Raw genomic sequence first — 15506 nt, 5'->3', positions numbered from 1 at the left:
TATGGCTTTTCTGAACGCCGAGCGGGCGCAAAAAATGGTCGAAACCGCCCTCAAAGCGGCGAGCGCCAAAGATGTGCTCGTGCGCCTGGGTGAGCGCCGCAATGCCGTCACCCGCTTTGCCAACAACGCCATCACCCAGAACACCCTGGATGCGGGCACCGAGTTGGCAGTCGAAGTCGCCTTCGAGAACCGCCGCGCCAGTGCCCGGGTGAGCAGCCTGAGCGAAGAGGCGATCCGCACGGCGGTGCGGCGGGCCGAGGAGCTTGCCCGGGTGGCCCGGCCCGACCCGGAATATCTGCCGCCTTTGCCCCGGCAGCAGTATCTGGCGGTGGATGCCTACGACCCGGCCACCGCCAACCTTACACCGGTCGAGCGCGCCAAACGCGCCGGGCGCATCGCCGGGGCGGCGGGCCGGGCGAGCCTGCGGGCGGCCGGAACGGTCGAAAGCGCTGAGCGCGTCTCGGTGGTGGCGGCAAGTAGCGGCCTGTTTGCCTACCACCTGCGCACCGATGCCCAGATTGGCTGCACGCTGCAGGGACCGGACAGTTCCGGCTGGGCGCGCGATGTCGCCTCGCGCATGGCGCTGCTGTCGCCGGAGCGGATCGCCCAAAGCGCCATCGAGCAGGCCCGCCGGGGCGTCAATCCCGTGGCCGTCGAGCCGGGCCGCTACACGGTCATCCTCGCCCCGGCGGCGGTGGGCACGCTGCTCTTTCACCTGGTGGAGCAGATGGACGCCCGCGACACCCTGGACGGGGTGACGTTCCTGTCGGGCAAAATGGGCCGGCAACTGGTCGGCTCGAATATCACTCTGCGCACTGACCCTGCCAATACCCGTCTGCCGGGGGTGCCCTTCGATGAGGAAGGATTGCCCCAACCGCAATTGCCTTGGATCGATCGGGGTGTGTTCCAGCAGATGCGCTGGGACCGCTTCACCGCCCAAAAAAATAACCGCCCCCCGGTGCCCGCCCCCCGGAGCCTGGTGATGGAGGGCGAGGACAGAAGCATCGAAGATCTGATTCGCTCCACCGAGCGGGGGCTGCTCGTCACCCACGTCTGGTACGTCCGCGACGTCAAACCCGACGAAACAACGGTCACCGGCCTGACGCGCGACGGCACATTTTTGATCGAAAAGGGTCAACTGACCCGGGGAGTGAAGGTGCTTCGCTTCAACCAGAGCCTGCTGGCCATGCTCTCCAGCACGCTGGCTTTAAGCCGCCCCGAGGCGGCGGCCGACAACGAACTGCCCCCCAGCCTGCTGCCGGCCCTCAAGGTGGCCGAGTTCAATTTTGTGAGCGGCAGCAGCTTTTAGCCGGGGCAGAATATAAGCAACCATTTTCGGTCCGCTCCAGGAGATCCGTCCGAATGATCGCCAATCCGAAGCGGCAGGGTCTGACGCCGCAGGAGTACTTCGAGTGGGAAGCGCTCCAGGAGTACAAGCACGAGTACGTCGACGGCGAGGTGTTCGAGGTGACCGGAGGGACGATTCCCCACGCCGCTGTCACCCTCAATCTGGCTTTTTCGTTGAAACTGCACCTGAGGGGCGGACCCTGCCGCGTGTTCAGTTCGGACGCCAAAGTGGGCGTCTCGGAGCAAGGACCGTTTTTGTACCCCGATGTCGTCGTCACCTGCGACGAGCGCGACAGGAATGCCGCGCGGGCGATTCACTTCCCGACACTGGTGATCGAGGTGCTTTCACCAACCACCGAAGCCTACGATCGGGGCACCAAATTTCGCCGCTACCGGCGCATCGAAACCCTGAGCGAATACGTGCTCGTCGATGCTGAGCGCGTGGGTGTCGATTGCTTCAGGCGCAACCCCGTCGGCATTTGGGAACTGCACCCCTACACTGAAGAAGACCACGAAATCCGCTTTGCCAGCCTGGATCTGCGTGTCTCGATGGCCCAAGTCTACGAAGAGGTCCGCTTCGAAAGCTAAACGCTCGATTACAGGTCGTCAGGATCGACACCCAACGCCCGCAACCGCTCGGCCATCGCCGCCGCCCGCCGCTCGGCCAGGTCGGCCCTCGCTTTTTCTTGTTCAGCGCGCGCTTTTTCTTGCTCGGCCCGTGCTCGTTCTTGCTCGGCCGGGGTGAGAACCCAGTTGCCTTCGCCGTCGCGCCAGCGCAGCCAAGCCCGGCGGCAGCCGAAGTATTCGCCGCGCCAGATGCCCAGGGACAACTGCACCTCCCGCACCCACACACGCTCGTCTTTGATGCGCCGGGGTACGAAGGTGCCTTCGCGCGGGCGGAACACCCGCAATTCACAGGTCGCCCCGTCGAAGACCACGTAGTAGGGCACCCGCACGTACTGCGCGTAGGCTTCCCACTTGGTGGGGGGTTCCCCGGGTCTGCGCGGCCGGAGGCCCAGATCTTCATCCTCGGTGCCGGGCGAGAGCAATTCGACAATCACCAGCGGACGCACCTGCTCGTCCCAGAGCACGTAGCTTCTGCGCATATCCTGACCCAGGTACAGCGACGGCACATCCACCACCGCGTACCAGTCGGGACGCTTGTAATAGCCGGTGTGAAGCGGATCGTAGTACAAATTGACGTCGCAGGCGGTGAAGATCCGCTCGGCCGGGTGGGTCGTGGGCCGAAAGGTCTCGGTCAAAAGCTGCGCCTGGCGCAGATGGTATTCGTCGGGCAATCCGGGCTGACCCACCTCTTCACTGGGAAGATCATACATGGTGGGAAGTGAGCGCCGCGGCGGCCGGTCGGTGGTCATCGGCAACTTCCAGGACGTCTGTCCCTATTAAAGCCTGGTTGGGAAGCTAGCGCAGCTTTTCGAGTTGCCGCCAGGCGAGCCCTTCGTCGAGCGCCCGGGCGGCAAGCGGAATTGCTGTCTCGAGCGAAGCGCTGTGGCCGGATTGGACCAGCAAAAAGGCGCTGTTGAAGATCGTCGCCCGACGCAGGGGGGTGTCCTTGCCCTGGAGGGTCTCCAGGCACAGACCGGACTGGCGTTCGAGATCTTGGCCGTCGCCCACCAGAGACAGATCGTCGTCCCCCAGGCCGTGGTCGCTTGCCAGGATGCGAAACGGTTCGGGGGTATCCATCGCCGCCGTCCAGCGCACCCCGAGATTGGGATGAAACAGCGTGCAGTTGACCGAGCCCTGCAGACCCCGCACCATGACCATCGCGGTCGCACCCCGAAGCGGCGCGGTCTGGACCGCCAGGGTGATCGTCTCGCGGTGGGTGTAGCCGATCACCGGCAGACCCACGCCGACCGGGTTCCAGAAAAGTTCAGCGGTGGCCACCGGCGGACGCTTGCCGATCTCGTCGCGAAAAGCCTGCAAAGCAAATGCCTCAGGAAAATGGGCGGGCAGGTACACCCAGCCCAGACCTGTCGCCCGGTACTGCTCGCTGAGGATTTGCCGGTCGCGCTTCAGGTCCACCCCCAGACCTGCCAGCAGGTCGAAGCTGGTGAGGCCGTGCTTGGGGGGCATGTCGGTGCTGCCGTGCAGCACCACCCCCTGGCCCAGGGCACTGACAATCAAGGCTGCAAGCGGTGTGACGTTGGCGAGGCGGTCCTGGCCGTCGTAGGGGCTGCTCAGCACCAGCGGCGGTGGGGCGTCCGCCGGGACCGTCAGCGGTCTTGCCACTTGATCAAAGGCGTCGAGGATGCCCGCCAGTTCTTCCGGGGTCGGGCGCTTGATGCGGTGGGCGATCAAAAAAGCACCGATCTGCGTCGGGGTGGCTTCCTGGTGCAACAGCATCGCCATCGCCCGGCAGGATTCTTCACGGGTGAGGTCGCGGCCGGTGAGGCGACCAGAGCCGATTTTTTTGACGAATTCGCGAAAGGCCGTGCTCATCAGCCCGCCAGGTACGAAGCTTCGCGCAGCCAGGGTTCGGGGCCGGTGTGGACCCAGCGGGCGAAGGCGGTGGGCAGGTGCTCGGCCACCAGGCGCGTAAAGGCCGCCACCACGGGCACCTGGTAGTTGTCCTTGCGGCAGACCAGTTCGACGCGCCGGGTGATCGAGGGCTCCTCGAGGCGGGCGATGACCAAATCCGTCCCCAGGTGCTGCACGGCGCACAGCGGCAGGATCGCCACCCCCACTTCCTGACGGACCATTTCTTTGAACGCTTCGAGGGTATTCAGTTCGACAGCCACATCGACCGTGGCGCCGATGGCGCGAAAGTGCTGCACCAGGGCGGTGCGCATGGCGTACCCGTCGCGGAAGACCACCTGCGGCAGGATCGCCACCTCCGCAAGCCGCACGCTCGGACGGCGCGCGAGCGGGTGGTGCGCCGGGAGCAGCACAACCAGCTCTTCTTCGTAGAGCGGCGTGCTCACCAGTTCCGGCGAATGGACCGGCCCCATCAAAATGGCCGCATCCACCAACCGGTCGAGCAGCACCTTGATGATGCGCTCAGAACCCAGCGAGGTGAGGCGCAGCTGCGTACCGGGATGCTTCTGCCGAAAAACCGCCAGTAGCGCCGGCAGCAAATAGGCGTTGACCGAGTGCAGCCCGGCGATGCAAATTTCGCCCCGATCGGGCTTCAACAACTCGCCGATGGCGGCACGGGACTGTTCGAGTTCTTTGTAGGCGCGGCGGGCGTAAGGCAAAAAGCATTCGCCCAAGGGTGTGAGGGATGCCCGCCGACCGGTACGGTCGAACAACGGTCCCCCAAGCTCGCCTTCGAGAGCCATGATCTGCTTGCTGAGCCCTGGCTGGGAAACGCCACACTGCTCGGCGGCAAGCCTGAAACTGCCGCAATGATTCAATGCCAAAAAGTACTGCAGCTGCCTTGAATCCAACCCGGAACCCCAACCGTTAGTCACTCCGTGCATCAGACCATATCCGGCCCGCACGGCCACGAATGTATCTGGGGTTACGTAAAGTTAAGTTCCTTCAAAGCATTCGTGGGACGCTGGCTCTCGAAAGGTTATTGACTCAATAACCGTTGGTTTTCGGTTGGCAATTTTTGTAGAGACGGGCACATTTTGTTGCGCCCGGGACCGCTTCTGTGGAAAGGAGCTGCCGTTATTGTCTGGAAGGTGCTGTGGCAAACCCGATCGAAAAAATCAAGGATGAAAAACCCGGTCTTGCCGTCAAGGCCGAGCTGATCGAATTTGCCCGTCTCGGGTGGGAGGCGATTTCCAAGGGCGATCTGGAGCGGCTGAAGTGGATCGGCTGGTTCTTCCGCAAGAAGACGCCGGGCCGCTGGATGGTGCGTCTGCGCGTACCGGGGGGGATCTTGAGCAGCGAGCAGTTGCGGGTAGTTGGGGGGATTCTTGCGGAATTCTCGGACGTCAAGCAACTGGATATCACCACCCGCCAGAATCTCGAGATGCGTGGATTGCGCATCGAGGACAGCGTATCTATCCAGGAGCGCCTTGAGGCGGTGGGGTTGACCACGGTGCAATCGGGCATGGACAACGTGCGCAACATCGTGGGCTCCCCGGTGGCGGGCATCGATCCTGACGAACTCATCGATGTGCGCCCGTTGGTGCAGCAAATGCAAGATCTGATCACCGAGGGCGGCCGGGGCAGTTTCGCCTTCAGCAACCTGCCGCGCAAGTTCAATATTTCGATCACCGGCGACCGCGAGAACTCGGCCCACGCCGAAATCAACGACATCGGTTTTATTCCGGCGCGCCGGGAGGAACGCATCGGCTTCAACGTGCTGGTGGGCGGGGTGCTCAATTCCCAGCGCGCCACCCCGGCGCTCCCGCTCGATGCGTTTGTGCTTCCTGAGCAGGTGGCGCCGCTGTGCGCGGCCGTCTTGCGCATCTACAGCGACCATGGCCCGCGCGAGGCGCGCACCCGCGCCCGGCTTATCTACTTGCTCGAAGACTGGGGGATCTCGAAGTTTCGGGCCGCCGTCGAAGCCGACCTGGGCTTTGCGCTCCCGCCTGCCGCCCACGAAGAATTTATCGATTACGACAAGCGCGACCACGTCGGTGTCTGGCCCCAGAAACAGGCGGGCTACTGCTTTGTCGGCCTGCATGTGCCCATCGGCCGGCTGTGGGCGCACCAGGCGCTCGAAGTGGCCGACCTCGCCGAGGTTTACGGTCAGGGCGAAGTGCGCCTTACCGTCGAGCAGAGCTTTTTGATCCCCCACGTCGCCGAGGAGAAGCTGGAGGCCCTGCTGGTCGAGCCCCTGCTGGCAGTGTTTTCCCCCGAACCGAATCCGCTGCTGCGCGGTCTGGTCTCCTGCACGGGGGCGCAGTTTTGCAACCTGGCCATCATCGAGACTAAGGAGCGCGCCCTGAAGCTCGCCCATGTCCTTGCAAGCGAACTGGATCTGCCCCAGCCTGTGCGTATCCACTGGTCGGGTTGTCCCAACTCCTGCGGCCAGCCGCAAATCGGTGATATCGGCCTGATCGGCACCCGCACCAAAGTGGCCGGACAGAGCGTCGATGCAGTGGACATTCTGATGGGCGGTCAGGTGGGACGGGAGGCCCGTTTCGGCGAAGTGGTGCGCGAAGGTGTGCCTTGCGACGAATTGGCCGCCGTGCTCAAGGGGCTGCTTATCGAACACTTCGGTGCCGAGGAGCGGCCGGTGGCCCTGGCCAGTTGAGAGCTGGGGGTTTCTGCCAAAGGATCGCAAAATGCAATTCTCCAGATAGAGGCAGAACAACCGGCAAATGGCCACGATAGGGTAGTTCCCCTGGAGCTGAACATGGTTGCTTTTTTGCTGAGCTGGCTGGTTTCGGCCGCAGTCTTGGTTCTGGTTTCTTACGTTGTGCCGGGCTTCACAGTCTCAACGATCGGGGCGGCACTTATCGCCGCGCTGGTGGTGGGTATTATCAACGCGATTATTGTGCCGGTGCTCAATCTGCTTGCCCTGCCAATTAACATCCTGACTCTCGGCCTGTTCTCGTTTGTGATCAGCGCCCTCGGGCTGCTGCTGGCTGCGGCCATCGTACCCGGGTTCGCCATCGCGAACTTCTGGACGGCGCTGTTGGGTGCGATCCTCATTGCCGTCGCCAACGCAGCGGTTGGTCTACTGGGTGGACGCAGCTTCGCTTGAAGCGTTCAGGCTCCGCGCAAAATCCGGTTACCGCAGCAGCCCCCCGCGGTGAGCTTTACGAAGCGCCGAGCGATTCGACTTCGAGGACTGTGCCCGCCATGGTGGTCGTCATCAGATCGTCGCGGACGGTGCCTCTGACCTGCACGGTCTTGCCTTCGAGGGTCTTCAGATCGGCGGGCCGGTTTTTGAAGCGCAGCTGGTACTTGCCCTGGGGAGTGACCAGTTGCCACACCCCGGTCTCGATGTCGATAAAGCGCAACGTCCCTGTAAACATGCTGGTCTCCTTGCGTACTTGGGCCTGGCAGGCGGCTGTGGGCACCAGCAACGGCAACGCCAGTCCCAGACCTACCAATGCCCCGAGCCGATTCATGGGTTCTCTACGCCGCTGCGGTGGACGAAAAAGCCCAAAAGCAGGCTGAGTAAGGCGTTGACCAGCAAGAAGCCGCGGGCGTAGGACTCTTCGGTAAACCATGTCAAAGGCGTATAAAAAACGCTTCCCTGCAGAGCCAGGAGGGCTGCGCTGCCGACGCACGCCCCTACGGCCAGCGAGCGTCCCCAGCCGGAACCCGAAAACAGCGCCGCAACAAGTCCCGGCACCAGGACCGTGTGCAGGCCGGGATTGAGCCAGCCTTCAAAAAAGCGCAAATCCCAATTCGGGATCGGCGTGGCAAGTAGAGCCAGTAGCCCTTCCGGTCCCCAGAGCGTGCCGAAGGCCGACAGCGGAAAGAAGCCGAGTCCCGTGGCTGCAAAGCCGATGGCGTAGAAAAATTCGCTAAAACCGATAGCGCGGCTGCCCAGCATCACCAACGCCCCCAGCACAATACCAACGGCGAGGGTGGCCAGCGGCACCAACCACCAGAAGCCTCCCCGGAAGAACCAATAAGGGTTTTCGAGGCTGTCGAGGGCAAGTTGGGCGTTCAGTTGCCCGGCACCGTGCTGGTTTTGAAAGTCGTGGCCCACCGGACGGGTGGCACTGAGCAGCACCTTGCGAATTTCAGCCGCGTCCTGCACCCCGGCACTATAGACGAGGGCCGCCACTCCGGCCACGTGGGGAGCAGCCATCGAGGTGCCCTGGTAGCTCGCGTAGGTAGAATTGCCCTGGTCGTCGATGGTGTTTTGCAAGATGCCGCCGTCGGCTCCCAGAGCACTCTTGTCACCGCCGGGAGCGCTCAGATCCACGCCGCGCCCGAAGTTCGAGAAAAATGACAGCGATCCGTCCGGGCCGGTGGCCGAGACACTCAGGCAGTTGGCGTACAGAGCCGGGTAGGATGCCTGGGGAGCGCTTTCGTTGCCGGCGGCGCAGACGACCACCACACCCTTGCGGTGGGCATAATCGACCGCCTCGCGCAACACCGAGCTGTCGCCGGGGCCGCCGAGGCTGAGGTTGATCACATTGGCGCCGTTGTCGGCGGCAAACTTGATGCCCTCGGCCACGTCGAGGGCGGACCCGGACCCGTAGCGATCGAGCACCTTGACGGGCATGATCCGCGCCCGGTAGGCGATCCCCGCCACCCCTTCGCCGTTGTCGGTCGATTGGGCGATGGTGCCCGCGACGTGGGAGCCGTGCCCCTGATCGTCGGTGGCGTCGTCGTCGTCGTTGACAAAGTCGTAGCCGAGCACAAAGTCGGTCTGGGCCATATCCGGCAGCCTGCGGGCCACGCCGGTGTCGATGACTGCGACCACAGCCCCGCTACCGTCCGCCTTTTGCCAAGCGCTCTCGATGCCGATGGCGCGCAGATTCCACTGCTTTGGATAGAGCGGGTCGTTCGGAAAACCGAGGGTGCGGTAGACGTAGTTGGGCTCGGCGTACTCGGCCACGTCGCTTTGCACCAGCTGCGACAACAGCGCGCCTACCTCGGCGCCCTTGCCCGGCGCGTAGCGCACCCGAAACACCCGCCCATCGCCGGAGAAGCGGCTGTTGGCCTCGAAGCGTACACCATGGCGTGCCTGCAGTGCCTTCAGAAACGCCTGTGAAACCGGGTCACGAAAAGCGATCACCGCTTCTTGCGGGAGGGTCATCGGTTCGGCGAGGGCCGCTGTGCCAGCGAGCGCGAGTGCCATCCAGCCCAACAGCGCCGTCCACCATTTGCGCAAGCGCATCGCCACCACCCGAGGTCTCAACGATTGCCCCGAGCTTAACACGCGCTTAGGGCGGCGGCGGGTGAGCCAATCGACGCAGATCGCGGTACCCTGAAGTGGCCAGCGGACCCGGCGGGCTCCAGCGGCGGGATTGCCTGGCGGATTGCCCTCTGGTGAATTGCGGTGGAGGCGCCATTGAGGTGAAGCATGGCTGGCTGCTTGGTGCGGGTCTGGCCTCGCTGGTATGGATAAGCGGACCGGCCGGTCCGGTAGGGTCGCAAACCAACCTGCAACAGCTGTTCAAGGACGCTTACGCCCAACAGAACAAGGGTAACTACACCAAGGCGCTCAAAATCTGGAACGAAGTGCTCCAGCGCAGCCCCGATGAGCCCGCCGCCTACGTCAACCGTGGCATCACGCGCTACTTGATGCGCGATTTGCGCGGTGCTGCCGACGATTTCGGCCTGGCCATCGATCGCAAGGCCGATTACGCCAACGCCTACTTCAACCGGGCCGTCGTCTACAACGATCTCAAAGAGTTCAACCGGGCAGTGGACGATTACGGCCGCTATCTCGAATTGGCCCCAAACGCCCCCGATGCTCCCCAGGCGCGCGCCATGCTCGATGCGGCCCGCAGACGCGCCGCCGCCCCGTCCGCCGCCCGCAGGCAGGCGACCGTCTCTCCCCCCGCGCCTCCCCAGCCATCCGACCCGACCAGCCGGTCCCCTACCGGCCCCACCACCCTGGCAAGCACCGGGGCGCAAGCCGACCCCCGGCCCGTCCGCCCGCCGCTCGCCGCGTCCCCTCCGGTCCCGGTGGACGAGCCTGCGGCGGCACCCCCGGCCACAGCGATGCCCCTGGTCAGTGCCAGTCGCCCTACCGAGCTTCCCGCCGTCGCCCCCTCCCCGTCGCCCGTCGCGGCCCGTCCGGGCGCGGTTGCCGTCGGCAAAATCAGCGGCTACGACGCCACCACGGACGATGTGCTGCTCGGACTCAGGCTCAGCGTCGAGCGCAAAGTGCTGAGCCGCGAAGCTGCAGTATACGGGCAGACCCAAAATTTTGTCGTGCGCATGGAGCGCGGCTCGACCGTCGATGAAGCCCTGAAGAGCACCGGCCTCGACCGCCAGGCGCTCATCCGTCTGGCCTGGCGCGGGGCTGCCTGGCGGACTTACAAGATCTATATCAAGTAGAAGGCGCGCCTACTTTGGCGGCTCGAGGGGCTTGTCCGCGGGCCTGAGGATATCCGGTGTCTCCGGGGCGCTGACGGGCGCTTTGGCAGGCAAAAACAGTTCCGGTGGGGAGGCCGTTTTGGCAGGCGGGCCTTTTGCAGTCACGGTGGGGAGTTGGACCGGTGCAGGCCGATTTTGCGGCGGTTTGGGTTTGGGCTGGACAGCGGCGTCTTTGACCATGGGTTTCGGCCGGACGGACGCGGTGGGTGCCGCCTTGACTGCCGGAGGCGGTGCTGTAGTTTTGACAACCGGCGCGGCGGCAGTCGGCGGTTTGGTCGGCACCGGCGCGGGCGGGCGCACGGGGCGGATGGCTTGGGGGGCGGATTTAGAAGCGTCGCGAAGCGCTGGGTTTGCTACGGGCAACTTGGCAGGAACGCCGAGCGCCTGCTTGGGCCGTACACGCTCGGGCGCTTGGGGCACCGGGGACAGTTGCGGTGATGGGCGGTTTGCCAAGGAACGATAGGCCAAAAAGCCCAAAGCGACGGCGGCGAGGACAGCACCGGTCAGTGCCAGCGTCCGGCGGGGCGACACCTGCTGCGGGGCCGATGCTGATGCGGTTTGTGGAGGCAGCTCGGAGACTGAGAGCGGCAGGCGTTGGCCGTAATAGGTTTCCTCGCGGGCCTGCGGCGTCTCAACCGGGGGCGGCGTCTGCTGCAGAACCGGCATTTCAACTGGTAAGGGCTGACCGTAGTACGTTTCTTCGCGGGCCTGCGGCGCTTCGAGCGGCGGTGGTGTCCGCTCGACGGTGGCTGCCGACGTGCTGCCGGGGCTGGCGTAAAGATGTTGGAGCGCTTCGAGGGCTTCGTGGGCCGTCTGGTAGCGGTCCTTGAAGTGGTAAGACACCATTTTGCTGAGAATCGCGCACAGTCCCGGGCTTGCCTGGGCGTTGTCCTGCCAGAGCGGCTCGCCTGTGCGCGAATCTTCGGGAAGTTCCATCGGATTGAGCCCGGTCAGCGCCTGGATGCCGATCATCCCCAGCGCATAGATGTCGCTGCTCGGGCGCGGTTTGCCCCGACCCTGCTCGGTGGACATGTAGCCTGGGGTACCGATGATCGTGCCTGCGACCGTGCCGCCGCGCTGACCTCCAGGCAAAGCTGCCGGGCGCGACCAGACGGTCTTGACCGCTCCAAAATCGACCAGCACCAGCTTGCCGTCGCTGCTGCGGCGAATCAGATTGTCAGGCTTGACGTCGCGGTGGATGACCCCCTGGCTGTGTACAAACGCGAGCGTCGAGAGCACATCCTGGAGCATCGCCGCCACTCGGGCTTCGCCCATCGGCGCGTCCGGTTGCAGCTCGGTGGCCAGAACGTGTCCTTCGATAAATTCTTGCACCAGGTAAAACTCTTCGTCCTCTTCAAAGTAGGCGAGCAACCGCGGAATTTGATCGTGGTGCCCGATGCGCTCAAGCGTCTCCGCCTCACTGCGAAAAAGACGCCTGGCAATCTGCAGCGAACCGGGATTCTCACTGGTGGGCTTGAGGTGCTTGACGACGCAGGTAGGACTGCTGGGCCGCCGCGTGTCAAGGGCAAGATAAGTCTGGCTGAAGCCACCCGCGCCCAGGATCTGCAATATCTTGTAACGCCCGTCGAGCAGTCTACCGATCATTACTCGTGCTCAGCATATACATGTACTTAAACGCGGGTTCGCCCCCCAGCCCGAGATGACACCCCACAAGCACTAACGTTTTATCAGATTTTGCTTATATACTGCGTGAAGCTATATTGCAGGACGTGTAGAGGCTCAAGGTTCCAGACCTCGGCAAGGCCGGTTTCCAGGAAGCTTGTTGGGCCTGACTTGCAGGATAACACTGAATTAATGCTCGCGAAAGATGCGGAAGTCGTATCGTGCGACACAGATAGAGTTTCATCGATCATTTTCGGACGACAAGTTTTAGGTCAGTGCCCTTGAGCCGCCAAAACTTTATCCCTAGTCGCTATCGGTCTGGCTGCGGCGGAGTCGGGAATGCATACTGCACTTTGCAATCTGCTGCAGGAGTGGGTGGTAAAAGCCGTGCGGGTAAATCGCTGGATGTGGATGCCGGCGGCAGGGGTTCTTTTCCTCTGCGGCACTGGTTTGGGGTATGCCAATCCCGAAAGGCAAGGGCAGATCCTGGGAACAGAGGCTGCTCCAGTGCTGCCGTTCAAGACGCCTTCACAGCCTGTCGGTGAGGTGGAAGTCCGGCTTATCGGTGCCGAGGTGCCGGTAAGCGCGGCTGAACCTTTACAAACGGCGGAGCCGGTAGGAGGTGGACCGTTGCCGTTGGTTGCTGCCGCGTTGCCGTTTGGCGAATCGGCGGTCCCTGCCGATTCGGCGGCGATGTTTGCGCCTGCAGAGCCCTTCGGGGAAGAGTCGTCCATTGCCCTCAAAGCCGTGACCAGTTCAGAGCCGGACGGTGTGCGCCGCCCGAGTGTGGGGACCGCGCCCTGGATGAAGCTTGCCCCGCTGCCTCTGCGCCCGAGTGCGCTTGCCGTTGCTGTGCCGACGACGGCATCGCCACCAATGGCGCCGGGGCCGGCTGCGGCGCTGGCCCAGATTGCCATTCCGCTCAAAGACGGCACCGTCGCCACCGCGGATCGGTTGCTGGCGGTACAGGAGCGCGTCTGGCACTGGAAGGGAGGCGCGATCCGCCGCCAGATTGCCGGATTAATCAACCTGCTTATCGACACGCGCGACCTCGAAGTGGCTTGCGAGCGCTCCGGTTTATCCCTAAATGAAGTCCAATACCTACTCAAAAGCTTCGAACAGTAACCCAAAAAAAAGCCCCTCTCCTCCAGGGGGTTTCCGGGAGTCCAGAGAATGGGCCTGACAGTTAGGTTAGTCTGCGTGTATCCTGACACGTCCCGCCGCCAGCACCTGTATTGCCGCTAACATTCCCTGCGATCTTGGGAAGTTTCCAAGAATGCCGGTAAGCGCACCAGACTGTGGCCGGAGCGCGCCCGTGGCGGACCCTTGGGGATTGGGGCGTTTGTCCCGGTGATGTCGATCGATTCAGGAAGGGAGAGCGGCGACTGGCAGCGGTCGGAGGCGCTGCGCTCCAGGACGCCTTTGAGTTGAAGCAGTTGCCGTTCGAGGGCGATGATGCGTTCGTTCGCTTTGAGCAGCCGGGCTTGCGCCTGCTCGGCGGCGCTGGCATGCTCGCGGATGCACCGGTCGGCTTCGGCGATTCTGGCTTCCCACTGGGGCGAAGCGGCCGGGCGCTGGGTCAATTGCTCCTGCAGGGTGGCCAGGCGCTGCTCGAGCGAGCGGATGATCCCACTGGAGCGATCGAAATTGCGGCGCAGTTCGCTCAGCTCTGCCTGCTGGCTGGCAATGGTCTGGCGTTGCACAATCAGAGCACTTTCGGCTTCCTGGCGGCTGGTATGGGCCTGGCGGGCAATCTCCATTTGCTCAAGGCACAGTTGCTCGGCCTCCTCGGCGGCGCACTTCCAGTAGGCGGCAAGCGCCTCCTGGTCCACCGGCTCCCTCGGGCGGTCGGGGGTGTGACTTTCGGGTGCGGCCGACTCCTCGTCCATGGTCGTTCCTCTTTTTTGAAGACAGCATAGCGCCCCGGCCGCTAGCCCGCTTCCTCCGAGGCGTAAAACACCTGCATGGCGTGCAGCACCGAGAGTTCCTTGAGCGCCTCGGTGATCAAGTTGTGCACTTCGTCGTCGACCCGCTCGTCGATGGCCCGCAACAGCCTGGTCACACTCTGGGTTTGGGCGTGCAGTTCTTCCCGGGTAACCACCCCGTCCGCGAGGGCCAGTTGCCAGGAGTCTGCGCGGCTGACCACCTGGAAGGCCAACTCGCCGGTTTGCTCGTCGAACCAGGGTGTGCGGATCACGCGGGAGTCTCCATTCGATCCAGCAGGCGGTGGGCCATCTCCAGTTTGCTCATCAGGGGAATCGCATGCATATCCCCGCGGCTGCTTAAGAGCATAGCCTGATTGTTGTCACCGCCGAAGCCCTGCTCTTGGAGGTCGACGCGGTTGGCCACCAGCCAATCGAGGTGTTTGGCTTTGAGCTTGGCCGCCGCGGGAACCAACCAGTCCTCGCCGGTCTGGGCGGCAAAACCGACCAGTGTTTGCCAGGGTTGCTTACGGCGAGAAAGTTCGAGCAAAATATCCTCGACCGGCTCCAGGGTGAGCCTATTGCCCAGCTGGTTTTTGGGAATTTTGTCGATGTGGATTTGGCTTGGGCGTACATCGGCCACCGCCGCGGCCATGAATGTCAAATGTGCCCGCTCGAACAGCGCAAAAGTGGCCTGGGCCATCTGGGCGGCGCCGACCACCGGGTGGCAATCGACCTCCGGGGGGGCCTCCAGGTGCGTCGGACCCAGCACCAAGTGCACCGTCCCGCCGCGGTGGGCGCAGGCGGCGGCCAGCTCAATACCCATCCGGCCGCTGCTGGGGTTGCCGATAAAACGCACCGGGTCGAGAAACTCGCGGGTGCCGCCGCCGGTGACCAGCACGGTTTTGCCCGCCAGATCCTGTTTGCCGCCGCTCCAAAGAAGCGAACCGAGGTGGCGCAAAAGCACCGCCGGTTCGCTGAGGCGCCCGGCTCCCACCGCGTCGCAGGCAAGCCGCCCCCGGCCAGGACCGCTCAGGTGGTAGCGCGGCCGGGTAATCAGCGTCTGCGCATGCGCTGCGACCGGCTCCTGTTCCCACATCTGGGTGTTCATCGCCGGGGCAAGCAAAATCGGGGCGCTCGAAGCGAGCACCGTGTTGGTGAGCAGGTCGTCGGCGAGCCCCAGGGCCAGTCGCGCCAGGGTGTGGGCGGTGACGGGTGCGATCAAGATCACCTCGGCCCACTGGCCCAGGGCGATGTGCAGGGGCGCGCCGTGCTCCGCCGACCAAAAGTCGGCGTCGGTGTAAGCGCGCGCCCGCGCCAGGGTGGCGAAGGTGAGGGCGCTTACAAACCGTTCGGCCGCCTCCGTGAGCAGCACGCGCACGGAGGCGCCCGCCTGGGCGAGGGTGGAGACCACCTCGCAGACTTTGTAGGCGGCGATGCCGCCGGTGACGGCCACCAGGACGCGCCGACCCGCGAACATCGCCCGCTAGCCGCCCGGGAAGGTGCGTTCGAATTCCACCAGCAGATCGTCGATTTCTTCGAGGGCCTGGTTGACGTCCTGGCGCGTGTCGAGGCTGAGATCGGGTTTTTCGATCAGCTGCAGCAGATTGGCCCGCTCGCGGCGCACCTTTTCTACCCCCTCGCGAATCTCCTGCTCGGTCATGGTTTACGTTCCTTCAC

General features: G+C 63.9%; 16 protein-coding genes. 6 read left to right on the top strand and 10 right to left on the bottom strand.

Annotation, left to right across the window (positions count from 1 at the left end; genetic code table 11):
* Position 1 precedes the first annotated feature (1 nt).
* Together GLL_RS08120 and GLL_RS08115 are read left to right on the top strand one after the other, a co-directional pair.
* Positions 2-1309, top strand: coding sequence for a TldD/PmbA family protein (locus GLL_RS08120; protein ID WP_011141561.1), 1308 nt, complete (start codon positions 2-4; stop codon positions 1307-1309).
* 53 nt (positions 1310-1362) lie between these two features.
* Positions 1363-1935: a Uma2 family endonuclease gene (locus GLL_RS08115; protein ID WP_011141560.1), complete on the top strand. Its 573-nt coding sequence runs from the start codon at positions 1363-1365 to the stop codon at positions 1933-1935.
* 8 nt (positions 1936-1943) lie between these two features.
* Here the strand turns inward: GLL_RS08115 and GLL_RS08110 are convergent, their stop codons facing one another.
* From GLL_RS08110 to GLL_RS08100, 3 genes are read right to left on the bottom strand one after another with little or no spacing between them, the layout of a single operon-like run.
* Entirely contained in the window at positions 1944-2723 is a 780-nt protein-coding gene (locus tag GLL_RS08110) for a Uma2 family endonuclease (RefSeq protein ID WP_011141559.1), read from the bottom strand.
* A gap of 46 nt (positions 2724-2769) precedes the next feature.
* Positions 2770-3807 carry an anthranilate phosphoribosyltransferase family protein gene (locus GLL_RS08105; RefSeq protein WP_011141558.1) on the bottom strand — a complete coding sequence of 346 codons (1038 nt, stop codon included), beginning with the start codon at positions 3805-3807 and terminating at the stop codon, positions 2770-2772.
* A complete protein-coding gene (locus GLL_RS08100; protein WP_011141557.1) occupies positions 3807-4787 on the bottom strand; it encodes a LysR family transcriptional regulator in 981 nt (326 codons plus the stop codon). Before GLL_RS08100 ends, GLL_RS08105 begins: the two co-directional genes overlap by 1 nt.
* A gap of 176 nt (positions 4788-4963) precedes the next feature.
* On the opposite strand from GLL_RS08100, the gene GLL_RS08095 reads away from it, so the two are divergent.
* Together GLL_RS08095 and GLL_RS08090 are read left to right on the top strand one after the other, a co-directional pair.
* Entirely contained in the window at positions 4964-6520 is a 1557-nt protein-coding gene (locus GLL_RS08095) for a ferredoxin--nitrite reductase (protein ID WP_011141556.1), read from the top strand.
* Positions 6521-6622: 102 nt separating this feature from the next.
* Entirely contained in the window at positions 6623-6973 is a 351-nt protein-coding gene (locus GLL_RS08090) for a phage holin family protein (protein WP_011141555.1), read from the top strand.
* Between the two features lie 55 nt (positions 6974-7028).
* On the opposite strand, the gene GLL_RS08085 is transcribed toward GLL_RS08090, so the two are convergent.
* Together GLL_RS08085 and GLL_RS08080 are read right to left on the bottom strand one after the other, a co-directional pair.
* On the bottom strand, positions 7029-7247 hold the full coding sequence (locus tag GLL_RS08085; RefSeq protein ID WP_164928809.1) for a hypothetical protein: 219 nt from the start codon (positions 7245-7247) through the stop codon (positions 7029-7031).
* A 92-nt stretch (positions 7248-7339) separates the two neighbouring features.
* On the bottom strand, positions 7340-9073 hold the full coding sequence (locus GLL_RS08080; RefSeq protein ID WP_164928808.1) for a S8 family serine peptidase: 1734 nt from the start codon (positions 9071-9073) through the stop codon (positions 7340-7342).
* Positions 9074-9252: 179 nt separating this feature from the next.
* Between GLL_RS08080 and GLL_RS08075 the strand changes: the two genes are divergently transcribed.
* A complete protein-coding gene (locus GLL_RS08075; protein WP_164928807.1) occupies positions 9253-10242 on the top strand; it encodes a tetratricopeptide repeat protein in 990 nt (329 codons plus the stop codon).
* A gap of 9 nt (positions 10243-10251) precedes the next feature.
* Here GLL_RS08075 and GLL_RS08070 read toward each other — a convergent pair whose 3' ends face one another.
* Positions 10252-11886, bottom strand: a complete 1635-nt coding sequence (locus GLL_RS08070; protein ID WP_011141551.1) for a serine/threonine-protein kinase — start codon at positions 11884-11886, stop codon at positions 10252-10254.
* A 357-nt stretch (positions 11887-12243) separates the two neighbouring features.
* Here GLL_RS08070 and GLL_RS08065 point away from each other — a divergent pair, with 357 nt between their 5' ends.
* Positions 12244-13029, top strand: a complete 786-nt coding sequence (locus tag GLL_RS08065) for a hypothetical protein (protein WP_011141550.1) — start codon at positions 12244-12246, stop codon at positions 13027-13029.
* A gap of 116 nt (positions 13030-13145) precedes the next feature.
* Here the strand turns inward: GLL_RS08065 and GLL_RS08060 are convergent, their stop codons facing one another.
* The 4 genes from GLL_RS08060 to GLL_RS22830 are packed head-to-tail and all read right to left on the bottom strand — an operon-like array spanning position 13146 to position 15489.
* Positions 13146-13793 (bottom strand): hypothetical protein, encoded by a 648-nt coding sequence (locus tag GLL_RS08060; protein ID WP_011141549.1) that lies wholly within the window; start codon positions 13791-13793, stop codon positions 13146-13148.
* A gap of 41 nt (positions 13794-13834) precedes the next feature.
* A complete protein-coding gene (locus GLL_RS08055; RefSeq protein WP_011141548.1) occupies positions 13835-14101 on the bottom strand; it encodes a hypothetical protein in 267 nt (88 codons plus the stop codon).
* A complete protein-coding gene (coaBC, locus tag GLL_RS08050; RefSeq protein ID WP_011141547.1) occupies positions 14098-15306 on the bottom strand; it encodes a bifunctional phosphopantothenoylcysteine decarboxylase/phosphopantothenate--cysteine ligase CoaBC in 1209 nt (402 codons plus the stop codon). The genes GLL_RS08055 and coaBC overlap by 4 nt, the downstream gene beginning before the upstream one ends.
* Positions 15307-15312: 6 nt before the next feature.
* Positions 15313-15489: a hypothetical protein gene (locus GLL_RS22830; RefSeq protein WP_011141546.1), complete on the bottom strand. Its 177-nt coding sequence runs from the start codon at positions 15487-15489 to the stop codon at positions 15313-15315.
* Positions 15490-15506 lie beyond the last annotated feature (17 nt).

Source organism: Gloeobacter violaceus PCC 7421 (assembly GCF_000011385.1).
Taxonomy (GTDB): Bacteria; Cyanobacteriota; Cyanobacteriia; order Gloeobacterales; family Gloeobacteraceae; genus Gloeobacter; species Gloeobacter violaceus.
Note: the sequence above shows the minus strand (reverse complement) of the source record. Positions and strands in the feature narration are given on the sequence as shown.